Raw genomic sequence first — 3,134 nt, forward strand, 5'->3', positions numbered from 1 at the left:
GATACTGCACCCCGGCTCGGTGACAGGGGTGTCGGTGGCGGGAGCGGCCAGCCGTTCAGCCGTGGTCGTCGTCTCAGGCTTGCGGGGCTTGGGTCGCGGAGTGCTCGGAGTGGCCGGCCGGGTGGCGGTCGGTCGCAGCGGGATGCTCGTCGGGCTGGGGGTGACCCGGGCAGCAACATCGGCCGGGGTCGGGACATCGACACGGGAATCGACCGTGGGTTCCGGCGTCACTGCCGGTTCCGCAGACGGCTGCGGGTCGTCTGCCGCTGAGGTAGGCGCGGTGATGCTGAGCGCCGGGACGGCAGGCGGGGTCAGGGCCGGGACCTCGACAGGGTCGGGGACGGCCGGAACGGACATTGTGTCGGCTTGGGTGGGTGCGGGTTGGGTGGGTGCGGGTTGGGTGGTTGTGGATTGGGTGTGCTGGTGGGTTCCGGTGGCCAGCAGTGCGCCGGAGGAGATCACCATCAGCCCGTCGACAGCGAGCGGGCCGAGGATGCACACCATGGGCTCGTCGCCGTAGTAGGCGAGCAGCCCGGACAGGTGCCGGTAGGAGACCAGGGCGGCGACGAACGCGACCGGGAGCATGCCCAGCCAGCGCAGCAGCTGCCAGGTTGTGCCGGATGGCCAGGCCACCCGGGTCAGGATCTCGGTGGCCACGAACAACCCGACCGGCCAGAACACGGCACCGATGACGGCACCAATATTCGGCGACCAGCGCTCCACAGTCACACCCGCTGGTGGGACGTAGGAGTGGGCGATGTTCGCGGCGATCGACACGGTGCCACCCAGGGCGGCACCGATGTAGGCCCAGCCACGACCGGTGATGGTGACGCTCACGGCGACACCGCCAGATGGTTCGCCAGCGCGGTCACGATCTCGGTGAGCGTGCCCATGCTGATCGTGGTCCGGTCGACCTGGATATGGGCCAGGTCAACGCTGTTGGACCAGTTGTCGATGAACCAGATCTCCGCCGAGGAATGACGGAACGAGACCATCACGACTCCGGCGTGCACGGTGGCACGGCCGTAGTAGCGCAGGTCCTCGACACCGTCGTGCTTCAGCAGGTCGTGCAGCCAAGCGGCGGCACGGCGTGGATCGGTATCAGCTGGATCGGTATCGGTCGGTTGTGTGCGCTGGGATGCGTCGGTCATTGCGCGTCCTTTCCGGCGAGGTCGAACAGCGACGACGCCCGGAATGCAGGTGTCGCCGGTTCGGTCTTGCCGCGCGCCGCGCGGGTGACCTTGTGAGCGTTGGCTTTGTGCAGGTCTTCGAACTGCACGGGGTTGAGTCGGGCGACCGCTTTCCGGTCCTCTCCACGCCGCTTCAAAAGCAGCGGACGCACGGTGGCGTTGGTGGGGCAGTCGAGGACCTGGTCGGGGTAGCGGTAGCCGCAGCCCGGGCAGACAGACGATGCCGGGCTACCAGGGTGGTGATCGGCGAACACCTGCACGAGGGTCGCCACCGAGACACTGAGTCCGGCTTCCAGGAGCCGCCGGTCGAGGGAGCCTCGGCCGGACCGTTCGCCGTACCGCTCGTGCGCGGTCTGCTTGGTCACGCCAAGCCGGTCGGCGATCTCGGACCATGAGTAGGAATACGGGGGTTGGCGCAGGCCGGCGACGGCGAGGCGACACATGGCGTCGACCTCGCTGGACAGCTGCGACAGCGACCGCAGGGCTTCGACGTCACCGGCGGCGACGCGACGGGCGTAGGCCCGCAGAATCCTGCGAACGAAGGCGTCGAACTCGCTGGTCTCCACCACACGCCCAGCCCGCCTGATGGGCGGTTTCGGCGTCAGGGCAGACCTGACGGTGTTCTTGTTCATCGGGCGTCACCGCCGTCCGGGTCACCGGAGGGAAGCGGATCGGCACACTCGCACTGCGTGCCCAGCACGTCGTCGTACACGAACTGCGTGAAGCACTCCGTGCAGGTGTACAGCTCGCCCGGGATCAGGTCGTCCGTCGCGTCCTGCTCGAATTGCAAGACGCAGTGCACGCACTGGATCCCGTCGAGGCAGAAGCACTCGGCCTGACACCGTGGGCAGCCCCACCGGGACCCCGGAACGTGCTGGCCGACGTGCACCATCGGCTGGTCGACCGGCTCGCGCCAGCCGCACGGGATGAGCAGCCTGACCAGCGTGGCCCGATCGGCGTCCTCGGTGTCGATGACCCGAAGCGCGTCGATCAGTTCCTCGGCCGGTCGCGCCGCCGCCTCCCGCAACACACCGATGACGTCTTCGGCGCGGCGGCCTTTGGCGTCGTTGAACTCATAGGACTGCGAGCCGTTCTCGACCAGCAGGAACCGGTCGAGGTGCAGCATCGCCTCCTCGAAGTCCAGGAAGCCGGGGTCGTCGAAGTGTTGCGCCGGAGCCTCGACAGGGCCGCCGTAGCAGACCATGCCGATCGCGCCGGCCATGTCCGCCGCCGGAGTGAAAACGGTCGCGGACGGGTCGTAGTAGGCGCCCTGGATCCAGCCGTGCCGTTCCAGGTACACCGCCGCCGACCGCAACACACTCGCGGCCGTGCCCGGAGCCTCAACGGCCGGTGCCTCAACGGCAGGTGCCACAGCGGCGGGTGCCTCAGCGGTGGGTGCCGCATCGAGGACTCGCCCACCCGTTTCGGTGACGGTGTAGCCGACGTCCTCCGCCATCTCAGGCGGGGTCTGCCGGGAGGTTGCCGGGTCGGTCGCCGAGGCGATCGAGGCCCGGAGCTGCTCGTCGGTGACCGTGCCGTTCAGGTAGGCGGCGAACTGGTCCAGGGTGATGCTGATGGGGTCAGGGCTGGCTCCGCCCTGTGGTTGGGTAGCGTGCATGACGCTGGCTCCTCTCCATGCTGGTGGGGTCAGTGCGTGAGGTCGGCGGCACCGGTCTGCTTCTCAGGGCGATGTCCGGTGTCGTCGGCTTGTGGGAGTAGGGACAGGCATTGGCGCGTGGTGGCGGTGGCCATCAGTGCCAGTGCTGCACGACGGTGACGCATTTGTGTCCGCCGACGCCGACGACGGCGGCGAGCACGATCACCACGGGCACGGCAAGCACACTGAGGCTGACCGCGGCCAGTGTTGGCGCTAGCCGAAACTCCCCACTGCTGCTAGATCAAATTCCCCACGTCGGGTGTCCGTTGCCTGTGTGGTTCTGGTCC

The 3,134-nt window shown here is 68.3% G+C and carries 4 protein-coding genes; all 4 read right to left on the bottom strand.

From position 1 onward, the window contains the following. Positions 1-837, bottom strand: an 837-nt coding sequence (locus AB0M20_RS34655) for a hypothetical protein (RefSeq protein WP_364304600.1), incomplete at its 3' end; no start/stop codon positions are given. After that, the gene (locus AB0M20_RS34660) at positions 834-1,151 is read right to left on the bottom strand and encodes a hypothetical protein (protein ID WP_364304603.1); all 318 of its coding nucleotides are present in this window, start codon (positions 1,149-1,151) and stop codon (positions 834-836) included. The genes AB0M20_RS34660 and AB0M20_RS34655, both read right to left, overlap by 4 nt. After that, the gene (locus tag AB0M20_RS34665; protein ID WP_364304605.1) at positions 1,148-1,822 is read right to left on the bottom strand and encodes a hypothetical protein; all 675 of its coding nucleotides are present in this window, start codon (positions 1,820-1,822) and stop codon (positions 1,148-1,150) included. The genes AB0M20_RS34660 and AB0M20_RS34665 overlap by 4 nt, the downstream gene beginning before the upstream one ends. Beyond that, positions 1,819-2,808: a hypothetical protein gene (locus AB0M20_RS34670; RefSeq protein ID WP_364304607.1), complete on the bottom strand. Its 990-nt coding sequence runs from the start codon at positions 2,806-2,808 to the stop codon at positions 1,819-1,821. Before AB0M20_RS34670 ends, AB0M20_RS34665 begins: the two co-directional genes overlap by 4 nt. Between the last annotated feature and the right edge of the window lie 326 nt (positions 2,809-3,134).

The sequence above is a fragment of the Actinoplanes sp. NPDC051633 genome, assembly GCF_040681735.1.
Lineage (GTDB): Bacteria > Actinomycetota > Actinomycetes > Mycobacteriales > Micromonosporaceae > Actinoplanes.